13 protein-coding genes are annotated in these 15,848 nt (G+C 71.9%); 10 read left to right on the forward strand and 3 right to left on the reverse strand.

What is annotated here, in order from left to right; all coding sequences use genetic code 11:
* Positions 1 to 124: 124 nt before the first annotated feature.
* From E1202_RS26185 to E1202_RS26195, 3 genes are read left to right on the forward strand one after another with little or no spacing between them, the layout of a single operon-like run.
* On the forward strand, positions 125 to 1,063 hold the full coding sequence (locus E1202_RS26185) for a glycosyltransferase family 2 protein (protein ID WP_132685833.1): 939 nt from the start codon (positions 125 to 127) through the stop codon (positions 1,061 to 1,063).
* Complete coding sequence (locus E1202_RS32695) at positions 1,060 to 3,492, forward strand: GtrA family protein (protein ID WP_268952366.1); 2,433 nt, start codon at positions 1,060 to 1,062, stop codon at positions 3,490 to 3,492. The genes E1202_RS26185 and E1202_RS32695 overlap by 4 nt, the downstream gene beginning before the upstream one ends.
* Positions 3,489 to 5,135: a PIG-L family deacetylase gene (locus tag E1202_RS26195; RefSeq protein ID WP_132685835.1), complete on the forward strand. Its 1,647-nt coding sequence runs from the start codon at positions 3,489 to 3,491 to the stop codon at positions 5,133 to 5,135. Before E1202_RS32695 ends, E1202_RS26195 begins: the two co-directional genes overlap by 4 nt.
* On the opposite strand, the gene E1202_RS26200 is transcribed toward E1202_RS26195, so the two are convergent.
* On the reverse strand, positions 5,132 to 6,475 hold the full coding sequence (locus E1202_RS26200; protein WP_132685837.1) for an MFS transporter: 1,344 nt from the start codon (positions 6,473 to 6,475) through the stop codon (positions 5,132 to 5,134). The genes E1202_RS26195 and E1202_RS26200 overlap by 4 nt on opposite strands.
* 290 nt (positions 6,476 to 6,765) lie before the next feature.
* Entirely contained in the window at positions 6,766 to 7,554 is a 789-nt protein-coding gene (locus E1202_RS26205; protein ID WP_132685839.1) for a DeoR/GlpR family DNA-binding transcription regulator, read from the reverse strand.
* Positions 7,555 to 7,676: 122 nt separating this feature from the next.
* On the opposite strand from E1202_RS26205, the gene E1202_RS26210 reads away from it, so the two are divergent.
* The 7 genes from E1202_RS26210 (at position 7,677) to E1202_RS26240 (ending at position 15,182) form a co-directional block, all read left to right on the forward strand.
* Positions 7,677 to 8,369, forward strand: a complete 693-nt coding sequence (locus tag E1202_RS26210) for an HAD family hydrolase (RefSeq protein ID WP_132685841.1) — start codon at positions 7,677 to 7,679, stop codon at positions 8,367 to 8,369.
* A 42-nt stretch (positions 8,370 to 8,411) separates the two neighbouring features.
* Positions 8,412 to 9,467, forward strand: a complete 1,056-nt coding sequence (locus E1202_RS26215; protein ID WP_132685843.1) for a 2-hydroxyacid dehydrogenase — start codon at positions 8,412 to 8,414, stop codon at positions 9,465 to 9,467.
* Positions 9,464 to 10,924, forward strand: a complete 1,461-nt coding sequence (locus tag E1202_RS26220) for an FGGY-family carbohydrate kinase (RefSeq protein WP_132685845.1) — start codon at positions 9,464 to 9,466, stop codon at positions 10,922 to 10,924. Before E1202_RS26215 ends, E1202_RS26220 begins: the two co-directional genes overlap by 4 nt.
* 1 nt (position 10,925) lies before the next feature.
* Positions 10,926 to 12,656, forward strand: a complete 1,731-nt coding sequence (locus E1202_RS26225) for a dihydroxyacetone kinase family protein (RefSeq protein WP_132685846.1) — start codon at positions 10,926 to 10,928, stop codon at positions 12,654 to 12,656.
* The gene (locus tag E1202_RS26230) at positions 12,653 to 13,129 is read left to right on the forward strand and encodes a ribose-5-phosphate isomerase (protein WP_132685848.1); all 477 of its coding nucleotides are present in this window, start codon (positions 12,653 to 12,655) and stop codon (positions 13,127 to 13,129) included. The genes E1202_RS26225 and E1202_RS26230 overlap by 4 nt, the downstream gene beginning before the upstream one ends.
* Before the next feature lie 10 nt (positions 13,130 to 13,139).
* The gene (locus tag E1202_RS26235; protein WP_132685850.1) at positions 13,140 to 13,787 is read left to right on the forward strand and encodes a class II aldolase/adducin family protein; all 648 of its coding nucleotides are present in this window, start codon (positions 13,140 to 13,142) and stop codon (positions 13,785 to 13,787) included.
* Between the two features lie 96 nt (positions 13,788 to 13,883).
* On the forward strand, positions 13,884 to 15,182 hold the full coding sequence (locus E1202_RS26240) for a GNAT family N-acetyltransferase (protein ID WP_132685852.1): 1,299 nt from the start codon (positions 13,884 to 13,886) through the stop codon (positions 15,180 to 15,182).
* Positions 15,183 to 15,243: 61 nt separating this feature from the next.
* On the opposite strand, the gene idi is transcribed toward E1202_RS26240, so the two are convergent.
* Entirely contained in the window at positions 15,244 to 15,822 is a 579-nt protein-coding gene (idi, locus tag E1202_RS26245) for an isopentenyl-diphosphate Delta-isomerase (protein WP_132685854.1), read from the reverse strand.
* Positions 15,823 to 15,848 lie beyond the last annotated feature (26 nt).

The following is a 15,848-nucleotide window of genomic DNA, read 5'->3' on the forward strand; positions in this document are numbered from 1 at the left end:
CCGCGTCAGATGGGTATAAGAGACAGGGCGGGCATGGTTCGGGGCGATCCAGCAAGGCCCGCAGCGGTTTCCGGGAAATCCGGGGGCGCGGGCCGCCGGCCCCGAGACGGATGAGAACTGCACCATGCACCTGTCGATCGTCGTGCCGTGCTTCAACGAGGAGCACGGACTGCAACGGCTGCACGACGCGCTGGTCGAGGCGCTGTCCGGACACGTCCGGGATTACGAGGTGATCCTGGTCGACGACGGCAGCACCGATCGCACGTTGTCCGAGGCTCGGCGCCTCAGCGAGCACGACCCGCGGTTCCGCTACGTGTCGTTGAGCCGCAACTTCGGCAAGGAAGCCGCGATGCTCTGCGGGCTCCGGGACGCCCGCGGCCACCGGGTGGCGCTGCTCGACGCCGACCTGCAGCACCCACCGCGCCTGCTTCCGCGGATGCTGGTGCTGCTCGACACCGGCTACGACCAGGTCGTCGCCCGGCGCAGCCGCTCCGGTGAACGGGCCTGGCGGACCGCCTCGTCGCGCGCCTACTACCGGCTGGCGAGCCGGTGGCTGGACGTGCCGTTGCAGGACGGTGCCGGGGACTTCCGGGTGCTGTCGCGGCGCGCGGCCGACGCGCTGCTGTCCCTGCCCGAGCACCACCGCTTCTCCAAGGGGCTGTTCGCCTGGATCGGTTTCGACACCGGCTGGGTCACCTACCGCAACGTGCCGCGCGAGACCGGTGAGTCGCGGTGGCGACTGGCGGACCTGGTCGATCACGGCATCGACGGGCTGACCGCGTTCAACGACAAGCCGCTCCGCCCGGCGATCTACCTCGGCCTGCTCGTCACCGGACTCGCGGGCGTGCTCGCGGCGCTCGCCGACCGCGAGAAGCGCTGTGCGGCTGTGCTCCTCGCGTTGAGCGGTGTTCAGGTGCTCATGCTCGGCGTGCTCGGGGAGTACGTCGGCCGCGGCTGCGCCGAGTCCCGGCGGCGGCCGCACTACCTGATCAAGGAGACCGGCCCGGTCGCGGACCCGCTGCCCGGCGAGCACCGGTTGTGCACCGCGGGAGGGGTGTCGTGACGCGGCGGCCGATCGGGGCCTCGCAGTTCGGCCGGTTCGCGCTGGTGGGCGGGGTGAACACCGGCGTGCACTGGGCGGTGTACCTGGCGCTGTGGCTGGTGCTGCCGTACCTGGTGGCGCACGCGCTGGCCACCGGCGCGGCGATGCTGTGCTCCTACGCGCTGAACTGCCGGTTCACCTTCCGGGTGCGGCCGAGCGGGCGCTCGTTGCTGCTGTTCCCGCTGGCCAGTCTGGTGCTGCTGGGCGTGAGCACCTCGGCGGTGGCGCTCGCGGTGGCCGTCTTCGGGGTCGATCCGAGGCTCGCACCGCTGGTGGGGTTCGCGTTGGTGCCGGTGACGTTCATGGCCAGCCGCGCGGCGCTGACCCGCCCGGACCGCGGTGAGTGGCGCGGCGCCGCAGGGGCGGGGCTGGCGGTCGCCGGGCTCGGGACGTTGCCGCTGCTGGTCAACCCCTCGTTCTACTTCGCCGACGACAGCGCCGCCCAGTTCCTGCCGATGTGGCACCGGCTCGGCGAGCGGTTGCTGGCGGGCGAGTGGGCGCTGGGACTGGAGCCGGATTCGTGGATGGGCGGGAACCTGGCCGCCGAGTCGCTGTTCGGCATCTGGAACCCGGTGCACCTGCTGGACTTCGTCGTGGTCGCGCTGATCGGCGACCTGGCGGTCGCGGCGGCGGTGGTGAAGATCCAGTTCCTGGTGCTGCTGGCGGTCGGAACCTACCTGCTGAGCCGCGGCTACGGGGCGAAACCCGCTGCGGCGTCGGTGATGTCGGTGGCGCTGCCGGTCTCCGGGTTCGTGCTGCACTTCCAGGCCGCGAGCTGGGCCGGTGGGCTGATGGGCCTGGCGTGGTTGCCGTGGGCGTGGTGGGCGCTGCGCCGGTACCTCGCCGGAACCGCACCGGCGGTGCTGCCGTTCGCGTTGTGCTACCTGTGCGTCTCGGCCGGTGATCCGTACGGCCTGCTCGCGTTGTGCCTGGTCTTCGCCGCGCTGGCGGTCGAATCCGGGCCGCGCCGGTTGGTCGCGGTCGGTGTCGCGGTGGCCGCGTGCCTGCCGCTGGTGTTCTGGCCGGTGCTGGCGACCGCCGCTGTGGGGTGGCGGTCCGGTCGCGAGCTGTTCAACTCCGGTCTGCTGGTGCCCGGCATCGGCGATCTGCTCAACGCGAGCACGCCCGGGTTCCTCCCGCAGATCATCTCCTTCGGCGACTACCGGATGACGGTTCCCGCCACCTTCCTGGCGTGGTTCGCGGTTCCGCTGCTGCCCTGGCTGAAGTGGCGCGAGATGCCGTGGCGGCGGTGCACCGCGGTGGTGCTGGTCGCGGGCTTCTTCGCGCTGCTGTGCCTGGGCCCGTCGAACGTGTGGATGTTCCGCTGGCCGCTGCGGCACATCGCGGTCCTGCACCTGGCCGCGGCGGTGCTGCTGGCGGTGGTGTTGTCCAGCGGGCTGCGCCGGGATCGCGCCCCGGCGCGCGCGGCGGCCTCGGCGCTGCTGATGCTGGCGGGCTGCTACCTGGCCTTCGCGGCTTGGCCCGCCCAGGCGCCCAAGCACCTGCTCGGGCTGGTGCTGGTCGCCGGGCTGCTGGCGTGGGCCGTGCGCGGCAGGCTCTTCCCCGTGCTGCACCTGGGAACGGCGTTGGTGCTGGGGCTGCAGCTGGTGTGGTTCCCGGTCAACCGCGACGTCGCCGACTACAACTTCCCGACCGACGTCGACGCGCTGCGCCGCATCCACGCGCCGCTGCGCGACGGGACGGTGGTGCAGGTCGCGGCACGCGAGCGGATCCCGCCGGAGCGGATCGCCGACCGCAGCGCGTGGTCGGATCTGCTGCTGGGCAACATGCCGGCCGCCGCCGGTGTCGCGAGCCTGGTGTCCTACACCGGGATGGGCCACGACGCCCTGCACACGTCGTTGTGCCTCAACTACTTCGGCGGGACCTGTCCGCGCGCGTACGACCGCCTGTGGGGTCCCGATCGGCTCGCCGACCAGCTCAAGGCCACCCACGTCGTGGTGCAGCGGTGGCTGCGCGAGGTCACCCAGCCGCCACCGGGCTGGCGCATCGCGCACCGCAACGGCGAGGTCGTCGTGCTCACCCGAATCGCTGCCGTCCCGTGGCCTCAGGGGAGGGTGAGCGCGGCCCGCGGGGTTGAGGTGCTGGAGGACGTGCAGCGCGGCGCGCGCACCGAGACCGTCAGGTTCACCGGGAGCGGGGACCTCGTGTTCGCGCGACTGTCCTGGCCCGGCTATCGGGCCACTGTGGATGGACGCCCGGTGCCGATCTCCGCGACCGGAGCGGGACTGCTCCACGTGCGGGTCCCGCGCGAGATCTCCGGCGGGACGCTCACGTTGTCGTGGTCACCACCGGGGGTCCAGGTGGGGCTGCTGCTGGTGGTGGCCGGGGCGCTGGGCGCTCTGCGGATGTCGTGGCGGTGGGCGCGATGAGGACTGCCGTGCTGCTGCTCGCGGCCGTGTTGTTGCTGGTCGCCTCCGGGGTCGCGGCGGCGGGCTCACCGAGGCCGTCGCACCTGCAGGTCGTGGCGCACCCCGACGACGACATGCTGTTCATGAGCCCCGACGTGCCCTTGGCGATCCGCTCGGGTGCCCGGGTCACGACGGTGTTCCTCACCGCCGGCGAGAGCGACGTGGACCCACCCGAGGACTACGCGGCGAGCCGCCAGACCGGTGCTCGCGCGGCCTTCGCGGCGATGGCCGGGGCCGCCGACGACTGGACGCGCTCGGCGCTGGACCTCCCCGGAGGCCAGGCGGAACTGCACCGACTCCGCGCGCGCCCCTCGGTGAGCCTGGTGTTCCTCGGCCTGCCCGATGACAACGACCCGCGCGCTCGGCACGCGCTGAGCGAGCTCTGGCGGAATCCGGCGCACCGCGTGGAGACCGTCGCCGCGACGGGGTCGGTCGTGCCCGTGACCAGCCACGACCGCGCTTCGGTGATCGATGCGCTGATCGGCCTCCGGGAGGAGTTCGCGCCGACGCTCGTCCGCACGCAGGACCCGCGACCGGACCCCCGCCATCAGCAGCAGTGGGGGAGCGCCCACGACCACCCCGACCACCTCGCCACGGCTCGGTTCACCGAAACCGCGCTGATCGGAACCGATCTGCCGCTGCTGCACTACCGCGATTACAACGTCGCCGACGCCCCGCCGAACCTCCCGGAACGCGTGGTGGCCGCCAAGCGCGCGGTGTTCGCCCGCTACGCCGAGCACGACCCGCTGGTCAGCCTCGACGAGCCCTACGACGCCTGGCTCGCCGCGATGCGCCTGCGCAGGCCGTGGGGAACGCGGTGGCTGACCGACGGCCGCCACGCGCACGTGCGCGGGCGAGACCTGGTGGTCGACGAATCCGTTGTGGACACACCTGGGTTCGACCCGCGCGAGGGGTCCGCGTCCTTCGCCGACCCCGCGACGCTGCTGGTGCAGGACCGGGATTCGGGTGCGGTGTGGCTCAAGGCCGGGAACCGGCCGTGGCGTTCTCTGGGCGTGCCACCGCCGCGGGAACCGGGCGTGGACCCCGGGCCGCCGTCGGCCGTGTCGGTGCGGGGGCGCGTGGTGGTCGCGGTCCGCGACTCCGGCGGCGGGGTGAGCGTCCGCGACACCGGGGCGTGGTGCCGGCTCGGCGGTTCCGACGTGGGCGACGAGGTCTCGGTGCTGACCGCGGGGAGCGGCGAGATCCACGTGATGGCGGCGTCCAGGAGCGGGATGCGGCACTGGCGGCTGACCGAGTCCGGGTGCGGTGTGCCCGTCGCCTCCTCCGAGCAACCGGTCGGCGCCATCGCCACCACCAGCGGATACGCGGCCTACCGCGACTCCCGAGGTGATCTGGTGGTGCTCGCCGAGCACGCCGGTTGGAAGCGGGTGCGGACCATCGACGCCGAGGCGATCTCCGATCCTGCGATCGCGCCGGGGCCGGTGCTGGCCGCCCGCGACGCCGACGGACTCCTGCAGATCTTCCGTCCGGACGGCACGACCACCCTCGGCCCCGTCGAAGCGCAACCCGCGTTGTCCCCGAACGGAGATCAGGCCGCCGCCCTCACGGGCGGCGGCCTGATCAGGACCTTCTCCGTTCCCTAGGCCGAAGCCCCAGCGGCCTCCGGTGCCCCGGCGCGCGGCGCGCGGTGCTCGCCGGGGTCGCTGTCGTCCTTCATGCGCAGCGACAGCACGCCCACCGCCAGGTACATCAGGCAGAACACGATCGTCGCGCCGCCGCCTCCGACCAGCGGGTACAGCACCGTCACCACGACCGGGCCGACGAAGGCCGCGCCACCGGCGCCGAAGTTCAGCACCGCCAGCGCCGAACCCTTGTCCTTGGTGGCGACCATCGAGGGCATCAGCGCCGACAGCGGCACGAAACCGGCCAGCAGCAGGCCGTAGACCACGCCGAGCACGGCCGCCACGGCGAAGCTCTGCGACGCCACCGAGCTGAAGTACCAGAGCGGGGTGGCGATCGCGCAACCCAGGCAACCGAACCAGGTCACCGTGCGGCGCCAGCCGAAGCGGTCGCCGAACACGCCGAAGAACAGGTTCGCCGCGATGTTGGCGCCGTAGGCGATCGACGCCAGCGATGCCACTTGCGCCGCGGTCAGGAACCCGCCGTCCGGCGCCGCAGGCCCGAAGGTGAACGGGAACATCGCGAAGAACCCGTACTGCGGCGCGGTGTTGACGATGCGGATCAGGCCACCGGCGAGCACCCGGCGGTCCCGCCACAGGATGTCCACGCCCTCGGCGAGCCGCTTGAGGCTGCGCGGGTTCTCCACCGTCTCATCGGCGATCGGCTTGAGCCCGTGCTCCTCGCGCACCGCGAAGGACCCCAGCAGCACGCCGATGGTCACCACGACCAGCGACAGCACCAGGGTCTCGTAGTCGCTGAGGCCGAACACGCCGATCGACAGCGCCGCCAGCGCGGCACCGAGCGTCGGCAGACCACCGGTGAAGGCGAACCAGAACCAGCCGGCCACCGAACCGCGCATCTTCGTCGGGCTCGCGACCTGCGCCCACGCCAGGAACGAGAACGCGAACAGCGGATACGCCAGGCCGCGGATGCCGTAGGTCGCGACGATGAACGCCCCGTTGTGCGAGGGCAGCGCCACGAACAGGAACAGGCACTCGAACCCGACCCACCACGCGCCGCCGAGCCACATCACCCGGCGCGGGCCCCAGATCGCCGAGAGCGTTCCGGAGAACCACGCCGCGATCATGGCAGCGACGCCGTAGAGGGTGACCGTGGCGAACGAGGCCACCGCGCCGGGCAGCGCGCCGCCCTCGGGTCGCTGCAGGTAGTCGGACAGGAACGTGGTCTCCACGCCGTCGCCGATCATGAAGATCAGCACGGCGACGAAACCCCAGAAGAGCTGCCGCGGAATGCCTATGCGGTCGAGGAAGCCCGGGTACCCGGCTGCGGACGTTTGGGACATCACTGTCTCCAACAAGGTCGGATGTGTCGGTGCGTCGCCGCACCTAGCCAACGAATGTCGGCCATCATGCACCCTGTTGAAGTTAACGCACAAGATGTTAAAACCACATCAGTCGTCTTTTTTGCGGCGGTGCGGGTGACGGGTGAGCAGCTCCGTGGCCCCCGCGCCTCGCGTCCAACGCACGGCTTCGCGGCGTGCTCGTCACGACGGCGCTCAGCGCCTGCTGCGGTGCCGGTTGCTCAAGCGGGGTGCGGAGAAGGCGGCTGCGCCGCTTGCCTGACGGGGTGTGCTCAGCTCATCGGGGACAGGCGGACCTCGGTCTGCTCCCGCATCTCCTCGACCAGGGCGTCGTCGAGCTTCCCGGCGAGCAGGACGTGGTCGAAGGCGCTGACCGGGGCGAGCTGGTGCAACGCCGAGCGGGCGACCTTGCTGGCGTCCATCATCAGCACCTTGGTCGTGGCGCTGCCCATCATCGCGCGCTTGACCAGCACGATCTCCTGCTCCTGGTGGTAGGTCAGGCGGGCGTTCATCGCGGAGGTGGACAGGAACACGATGTCCACCGAGAACGTCGAGATCATCTCCTGGCACGGCAGGCCCAGGTAGGAGTCGTGCGTGCGCGAGTACTCGCCGCCGAGCCCGATGAGCCGGATGTCGGGCACGTCGCGCAGCGTCTCCTGTACCTGCCGGTAGTTGCTGACCACGGTCAGCGGGCCGACCTCCGGCAGCAGCCTGGCCAGCGCGAGCGCGGTGGTGGAGTCGTCGAGCATCACCGACATGCCGGGCATGATGAACCGCAGGGCGTCGGCGGCCAGCGCCTCCTTCTCGGCGGTGTGGGTGTGCAGCCGGAAGTCCGAACTGGACTCGAACACCGTGGACGGCTGGGCCGAGACGCCTCCGTGGTACTTGCGCAGCAGGCCCCGCGTCGCCAGGTCGTCGAGGTCGCGGTGCACGGTCATCAGGCTGACCCCGGTCAGCGTGGACAGCTCCGCGGCGCTGGCGAACCCCTGCGAGAGCACGTGATCGACGATCTTCTGCTGCCGCTGGAGGCGGGGGGACTGCTTCTTCGGTGCTGACGCCATGCGTTCATCTTGCCTCGTCGGGTGCGCGCACCGGTGCAGACCTGCCGGAGTATCACTCCGCTAGTGACAGTTAACGGTCTGAGTGTTAATTTGGGTGCATCAGTGATTGGCGGGAGGTACGTATGACCCAGCCGGATCGGCCGAACAGCGCCCACAGCGCGGTCGTGTTCGACATGGACGGCGTCCTGGTCGAGAGCGAGCACCTGTGGGAGCGGATGTGGACCCGCTTCGCGGCAGCTCGCGGACGCACCTGGACCGGGCAGGAGACCCGGCAGGTCCAGGGCATGAGCGCGCCGGAGTGGGCCGCGTTCCTCGCCGAGTTCAGCGAGGCCGCCGAACCCGCGGCCGAGACCGAGCGGATCGTGGTCGACGACATGATCACGGCGCTCGACGACGGCGAGATCGACCTGCTGGCGGGTGCGGAGAAGATGGTCACCGACGTCGCCGCCCGCGCACCCATCGCGCTGGCCTCCTCGGCGCCGCGACGGCTCATCGACGCCGTCCTCGACCGCCACGGGCTGACCCCGCACTTCTCGGCGACCGTGTCCAGCGCCGAGGTGCCGCGCGGCAAGCCGAGTCCCGACGTGTACCTGGCCGCGGCTGAGAAGCTCGGCCACGAGCCGCAGCACTGCCTCGCCGTCGAGGACTCCAGCAACGGGTTGCGCGCCGCGGCTCGAGCGGGCATGACGGTGGTGGCCATCCCCAACGGTGACTACCCGCCTGCCGAGGACGCGCTCGCCGGAGCCGCCCACATCGCCACCGACCTCGATGACGTGCGGCTGAAGCTGGTCGCCTCGCTGCCGCAGGCACGCTGAACTGAGCTGAGCTCGCACACCTCGCGACAAAGGAGTCCGGAGATGACAAGCGTTCTGGCCGCCGGCGACCACTTCGTGCACCCCGAGGTGTTCGTCGACGCCCTGCGCCGCGCGACCACGCGCGAACTGCGCTTCGACACGCTGAAGCTGCCGTGGCCGGTGGAGCCGTTCGGCCCGGTCGGCAACGTGCAGGAGGCCAGCGGCACCGAGCAGCGGCTGCTCGACGCCCTCGGCGACAACGAGATCGTCGCCACTCAGATGGCGCCGTTCACCGGAGACGTGCTCGGCGCCGCTGAGAACCTCAAGTTCGTCGGCGTCTGCCGGGGCGGCCCGGTCAACGTCGACCTGCAGGCCGCGACCGACAACGGGGTCATCGTCAGCTACGCGCCCGGCCGCAACGCGGCCGCCGCGGCCGAGTTCGCGGTGGGGCTCATGCTCGCCGCGCTGCGCCGGATCCCGGGTTCGGACGCCGAGCTCAAGGACGGCAACTGGCGCGGCGATTACTACGCCTACGAGAACGCGGGCATCGAGCTCGAAGGCTCCACCGCCGGACTCGTCGGCTACGGCGCGATCGGTCGCATCGTCGCCCGCGTGCTGCGCGCGTTCGGGGCGAACGTCCTGGTGGCCGACCCGTTCGTGAACTCCGCCGAGGTCGCGGGCGAGGGCGTCGAACTGGTCGAGCTGGAGGAACTGCTGCGGCGCAGCTCGGTGGTGAGCCTGCACGCGCGGCTGACCCCGGAGACCCGCAACCTGCTCAACGCCGACAACCTCAAGCTGCTGCCGGAAGGCGCGGTGCTGGTCAACTCGGCGCGCGGCGGGCTGCTGGACTACGCGCCGCTGCCCGACCTGCTGCGCACCGGCAAGCTCGGCGCGCTCGCGGTCGACGTCTACGACATCGAACCGCCGCCGCGCGACTGGCCGCTGTTCGACGCGCCGAACGTGATCACCACCCCGCACCTGGCCGGTGCCACCCGCCAAACCGCGCACCGGGCGGCCGAGATCGTGGCCGGTGAGGTCGCCAGGTTCCTCGACGGGCAACGGCCGCGGTTCGTGGCCAACCCGGACGTGCTGGCGAAGTTCGGAGACCTGCGGCCATGATCATCGGAGTGGACGTCGGCACCTCGGTGACCAAGGCATCGCTGCTGGGCCGCGACGGGTCGGCGCTGCTAACCCGCGGCGTGCGCTCCACTCTGCACCGGCCCGCGCCCGGACTGGTGGAGCAGGACCTCGACGAGGTCGTCGATTCGGTCGTCCAGGTCGTTCGCCAGGTCGCGGCCGCGGCCACCGAGCCCGTGCAGGCCCTGGCCATCACCGGCCAGGGCGACGGGCTGTGGCTGCGCGACGAGCACGGGCGCAGCGTCGGGCGCGCCATCTCCTGGCTGGACGCCCGCGCCGCCGGTGTGCTGCGCGACTGGGAGACCAGCGGCGTGCAGCGGCAGGTGCACGCGCTGACGGGTTCCGGGATGTTCCCCGGTTCGGCCGGGCCGCTGCTGGCCCACCTCGCCGAGCACGAGCCGGAACGCCTCGAACGCGCGGCCGTCGCCGGGTACTGCGTGGACGCGATCGTCCAGCGCTTCACCGGTGAGGTCACCGTCGACGCCTCCGACGCCTCGATGCCGTTCCTCGACGTGCCCGAGCGCGTGTACTCGACCGAGGCGCTGGAGGCCTGCGGCATCTCCGAGCACCGCCGCCTGCTGGCCGACACCACCCCCGTCGGCAAGCTCTTCGCGCTCTCCGGCAAGGCCGCGGCCGAACTCGGCCTGCCGTCGGGACTCCCCGTGTCGGCCGGGCCGTTCGACCTGCCCGCCTGCGCCTTCGGGTCCGGTGTCAGCGACATCGGCGACGGCAGCCTGGTGATCGGCACGACGCTGGGCTGCCAGGTGCTGCGCGACGAGGTCGTCATCGACCCGCGAGGCGAACCGGCCGGTATGTGGCTGGCCACGCCGATCCCGCAGCGCTACCTGCGAGTGATGCCCGCGATGGTCGGCACCGCCAACCTGGACTGGGTGCTGTCCACGACGGGATCCAGCGTCGAGCAGCTGGAAACCCTGCTCGCGCAGAGCCGGCCGGGATCCGGTGGCGTGTCGGCGCTGTCGTTCCTGTCCTCCTCGGGCGAGCGCGCGCCGTTCGTCGACTCGCGGGCGCGCGGCCAGTTCACCGGCCTGTCGCTGGAGACCACGCCCGCCGACATGGTGCGCGCGATGTGCGAGGCGGTCGCCTACGCCGCCCGGCACAACCTGGAGAGCGCCGGGCTCAGCGGAGAGGTCGCGGCCTGCGGCGGCGGTGCCCGTTCGCAGGCGTGGAGCCAGATCTTCGCCGACGTCCTCGGTCGGCCGCTCAACGTCCCGCACGAAGAGGGCGTCGGCGCGCGGGGAGCGGCGATGACCGCCTGGGATGCGCTGGGCGAACCCGTCGACCGGGAGCAGTGGGCGGCCGACCGGCGCGTCGTGCACCCCGATCCGCGAGCCGTGGAGTTCTACGACCGCGGCTACCACGACTACTTGACCGCCATCGAACGCGCCCGGCCGCACTGGGCGCCCGTCGAGGAGGGCTGACGTGACGCGCTTGTACGACGATCCGGCCACTTTCACCGAGGACATGGTCACCGGTTTCGTGGCCGCGCACCCCGATCACGTGCGCCGCGTCCCCGGCGGCGTGGTGCGCTCCCGACCGGCCCGGCCGGGCAAGGTCGCGGTGGTCACCGGCGGCGGATCCGGCCACTACCCGGCGTTCTGCGGAGTCGTCGGGCCCGGTTTCGCCGACGGTGCGGTGATCGGCAACATCTTCACCTCGCCCTCGGCCGCCGACGCCTACTCCGTGGCGCGCGCGGCCGACCGAGGCGCTGGAGTGGTGTTCTCCTTCGGCAACTACGCCGGCGACAACATGAACTTCGGGCTCGCCGTGGAACGCCTGCGACGCGAGGGAACCCGCGCGCACAACGTGGTCGTCACCGACGACATCGCCAGCGCTCCCACCGAGGAGCAGGCCAAGCGGCGCGGTGTGGTGGGCGACTTCGTGGTGTTCAAGGTCGCCTCCGCGGCGGCCGAGGAGGGCTACGACTTCGACGAGGTGGTGCGCGTCGCCGAGCACGCCAACGCGCGCACCCGCAGCCTCGGAGTCGCCTTCGACGGCTGCACGCTGCCCGGCCAGGACCACCCGCTGTTCGAGGTGCCCGAAGGCCGGATGGGCCTGGGCCTGGGCATCCACGGCGAGCCCGGCGTGTCCGAGACCCCCATGCCCTCGGCGTCGGAGCTGGCGAAGACCCTGGTGGACGGCCTGCTGGCCGAGGCCCCGGCCGAAGGCGGCCGGGTCACGGCGATCCTCAACGGGCTCGGTGCCACCAAGTACGAGGAACTGTTCGTGGTGTGGGGAACCGCGTCACGGCTGCTGGCCGAAGCCGGTGTCGAGGTCGTCGCCCCGGAGGTGGGCGAGCTGGTGACCAGCCTGGACATGGCCGGCTGCTCGCTGACCCTGACCTGGCTGGACGACGAGCTCGAACGGCTCTGGCTGGCCCCGGCCGACACTCCCGCCTACCGCAGGGGAGTCGTCGAACCGTCCACATCGGACGTCGAGGTCGAGGACCCGGTGGTGGCCGAACCGGAGGTCGTGGTCGCACCGGAGCAGGGGCAGGCCACGGCCGCCGAGGTGGTCGCATCGTTGCGCGCGGTCGCAGACCTGCTGCGCGACAACGAGGACGAGCTCGGACGCCTCGACGCCATCGCGGGCGACGGTGACCACGGACGCGGCATGACGCGCGGCAGCTCGGCGGCGGTCGACGCCGCCGAAGCCGCAGCGGCCCAGGGCGTCGGCCCCGCAGCCGTGCTGCTGGCGGCCGGCGACGCGTGGGCGTCGAAGGCCGGCGGGACCTCGGGCGTGCTGTGGGGAGCCGCGCTGCGCTCCTTCGGCGACCTCCTGCCCGACGACCGCGAGGCTCGCGCGGCCGACCTCGTGGCCGGTGCCGAGGCCGCGCTGGCCTCGGTGCAGCGCCTCGGACGCGCCGAAATCGGCGACAAGACCCTGGTCGACGCCCTGGTGCCGTTCGCCGACGAGCTCCGCGGCGCGGTCGACGAGGGCAGCGCCGCCGCCGCGGCGTGGCGGCGCGCGGCGGCGGTGGCGACCAAGGCGGCCTCCGCCACCGCGGAGCTGCGGCCCCGGACGGGCCGGGCCAGGCCGCTGGCCGAACGCAGCGTGGGAACACCCGACCCGGGCGCGACGTCGCTGGCGCTCGTGCTCACCCGGGTCGGAGAGCTGATCGGCGAACACGCCGGAGGGGGAGAGGACCAGTGAGCGAAGAGCCGTACCGCATCGTCGTCGGATCCGACGACGCCGGGCTGGAGTACAAGAACGCGCTGAAGAAGGACTTGGAGAACGACTCCCGGGTCGCCTCCGTCGTCGATGTCGGTGTCGGCAACGACGAGCACACCGCCTACCCGCACGTGGCTGTCCAGGCCGCCCGGTTGGTCGCCGAGGGGTCGGCCGACCGGGCGCTGCTGGTGTGCGGAACCGGGCTCGGCGTGGCCATCAGCGCCAACAAGGTGCCCGGGATCAGGGCGGTCACCGCGCACGACAGCTACTCGGTCGAGCGGTCGGTGCTGAGCAACAACGCGCAGGTGCTGTGCTTCGGGCAGCGCGTGATCGGGCTCGAACTGGCCCGCAAGCTCGCCGGAGAGTGGCTCGACTACCGTTTCGACACGAGTTCGGCCTCGGCCGAGAAGGTCGCGGCGATCGACGGCTACGAGGGCACCGGGGTGGCCTGTTGAGCGGGAAGGGATGAGCGCATTGCGTCTGGCCGAGCAGCGCGGCGAGGTCATCGACATCGCGCGGCGCATGACCTCCGACCGGCTGGTGGTGGGAACCTCCGGCAACGTGTCGGTGCGCAGCGGCGACCTCGTCGCGGTCACGCCCTCGGGCGTGGAGTACGAGGAGCTGCGGCCGGTGGACATCCCGCTGGTCGACCTCAGCGGTGAGGTCGTCGAAGGTGAGCTCAAGCCCACCTCCGAACTGCCGATGCACCTCACCGCCTACGTCGAGCACGACGCGGGCGCGGTCGTGCACACCCACTCGCTGCACGCCACGGCGCTGTCGCTGCTGCGCGACGAGGTCCCGGCCGTGCACTACCAGCTGGCCGACTACGGCGGTGCCGTGCGCGTCGCCGACTACGCCACCTTCGGCACCGACGCCCTCGCGGTCTCGATGTCCGAGGCGCTGCGCGACCGCAACGGCTGCATCCTGCGCAACCACGGAACGGTCACCATCGGCAACAGCCTCACCAAGGCCTACAACCGGGCTCGGCAGCTCGAATGGCTCTGCGAGCTCTGGCTCACGGCGGCCAAGCTCGGCGACCCTTCCGTCCTCTCCGACGAGGAACTCGCCCACTGCGCGACCCTCTTCGCGGGCTACGGCCAATCGGTTCGCTGATCGTCGCGCGTTCCCCGCTCGGTGTGATGTCGGGCTGTTAACGCCGGTGTGATCCGGGTTCGTCCCGGTGAAACGTGGTGCCTGAAGCATGGGGGCATGACTCCCAGCGAGCACCGTCGAGCCCACGGGGGCTGGACCCGCGAGGTCATCGAGCTGGCCGCGCTGTTGCTGGTCGCAGGCGCGGCGAACCTCCTCGTCACCGGCGTGCGCAGCCACTCGACCGCGACGCTGGTGCTGATGTCGCTCGGAGCTGCGCTGCTGGTGGCGGGCGCCGCTCGGTGGTGGTCGCGCCGCGGGACCGTCACGGCCGAGGACGGTACGGAACCGGTCTTGTCGGAGGCGGCGTTCGTCCCGCAGAACCTGTGGCGGTTGCGCGCTCGCGTCACCGACACGCCCGGCCGCCTGGCGAAGCTGTCCGGGGCGCTGGCGGCACTCGGCGGCGACATCCGCACCATGCAGGTGCACCCGGTCGCGGACGGGGCGGTCGACGAGGTGCTGCTGCACGTTCCCACCCGGATCCGGCACGCCGACCTGGTCGCCGCGGTGGAGAGCGCCGGCGGCTACGACGTGACCGCCTCGCGCGCCGACGTCCGCGAGCTCGACGACGTGCCCACGCGCACCGCCACCCTCGCCAACGACCTGGTCAACGGCCGGACCGACCTGGTGCGAGGTCTGCGCTCGCTGCTCGGGAACGTCGATGTCCGCTGGCAGGAGGAACCCGAGCCGTCGCTGGAAGCCGGGGTCTTCACCGAGACCGCGATGTGCCTGGCCGAACCCGGCGGCGGATTCCTCGTGCTGACCCGGCCAGGAGGTGCGTTCACCCCGGCCGAGTTCGCCCGCTCCCGTGCGCTGGTCGATCTGGTCATCAGCTGCCGCGCCCGCCTACGCCCGACCGAGCGGACCGCGACCACGCCCGGCGGGATCGAGCTGACCCTGCGCCCGGCGGATCGCGCCGACCTCGAGCTGGTCGCGGAGTTCCACGAGCGCTGCTCCAGCGCGGCGCGCTTCCGCCGCTACTTCAGCCCCGGTCCGGCCCCGGGCGAACGAGGACTGCGACGACTGCTGACCCCGGCGCTGGGGCGTTCCACGCTGGCGCTCGGGCCGCGCGGCGAGGTCGTGGGCTTGGGGAACCTGATGTACGACGGTGACAGCGGCGAGCTCGCCCTGCTGGTGCGCGACGACTGGCAGTGCCGGGGCCTCGGCGCGCTGCTCGCCCAGCACATCGTCGAACAGGCCGCTGAGCTGGGGATCACGACGCTCACCGCGCACACCCACGTCGACAACACCGCGATCTCCCGCACGCTGCGGGGTGCGGGCATGAAGCTCGTCGGTGCACCCGAACCCGGCGAGTGGAGCTGGTCGCGCGACCTCACCCCGCTCGCGCGGGCCGAGTAGCACCCAGCGAGCGGCCCCGGAACTCGGCCGAGTTCCGGGGCCGCTCGGTGTTGCGCGGTTCTCAGGCCACGCGGGCCGCCGGCGGGAGGTTCGCCGGGACGCCGATGGGCCACTGCGCGGGTTCGGGCCCCAGCTCGGTGAGCTCGCGCACCTGCAGCGCGCACCAGGGTGAGACCGCGGTGTCACCGGCGAGGACCCCGGCGCTGAACTCCTTCCAGCGCACCCAACGAGTCGAGGCGACCTCGTCCGGGTTCGGCGCGGGGGTGCTGTCGGTGAAAGCGACGAACACAGGGCACATCTCGTTCTCCGTGACCCCGTTGTCCATTGTGGCCTGATAGCGGAACGCGGGCAGCGCCAGTTCGAGCCCGCGCACCTTCAGACCGAGCTCCTCGCCGAGACGGCGGGTGATGGCGGCCTTCATCTCCTCCTCCGGCGCCGGGTGACCGCAGCAGGTGTTGGTCCACACGCTCGGGAAGGTCCGCTTGTGGTGCGCCCGCTGGGTGAGCAGGAATTCGCCGTGGTCGTTGAACACGTAGCAGGAGAACGCCAGGTGCAGCGGCGTCTCCCGGTGGTGCACGGTCGCCTTGTCCTCGACGCCAATCGCCTCACCGGCTTCGTCGAGCAGGACCACCTGTTCCACGTGCGGTACCTCCATGGGGTAGTGGG

It is taken from the genome of Saccharopolyspora karakumensis, from assembly GCF_004349225.1.
Taxonomy (GTDB): Bacteria; Actinomycetota; Actinomycetes; order Mycobacteriales; family Pseudonocardiaceae; genus Saccharopolyspora; species Saccharopolyspora endophytica.